The organism is Helicobacter sp. T3_23-1056, assembly GCF_053654535.1.
In genome coordinates, this window is record NZ_JBSIUU010000113.1 from 1 (window position 1) to 358 (window position 358).

Annotated in this window: 1 pseudogene; it reads right to left on the reverse strand. The window is 34.9% G+C overall.

Annotated features, from left to right (window positions below):
• A pseudogene (locus ACWIUO_RS13945) lies at positions 1 to 358 on the reverse strand (bacteriophage T4 gp5 trimerisation domain-containing protein); the annotation flags it as partial.

Consider the following 358-nt stretch of genomic DNA (forward strand, 5'->3'; position numbering starts at 1 on the left):
GCTTTTATGATGACAGAATCGCCTTTAGCTGTGATAGTAGTATCGCCTACTTGGTGAATTATTTGATTTTGCGCTTGGCTAGATATATCGCTTTGTGCTATCACACTCACATTATCGCTTAATATCGTGCTATTGATTTTAGCGTTTAAAGATATAGATTCTGTTGTGTGTAAATGAATATTATTTTGAGATTCTAATATGGTTTCGCCCTGTGTTGTTATTTGCAAATCTTTAGTGGTTTGTATATTGTTGTAGCCTTGCACGATTTGTGTAGAATTATCATTTATTGTTTCAAGTTTATAACGGTCTATATGAGTTTCACTTTTCCCCCTAACCTCCACACTCTTATCCCCACCTA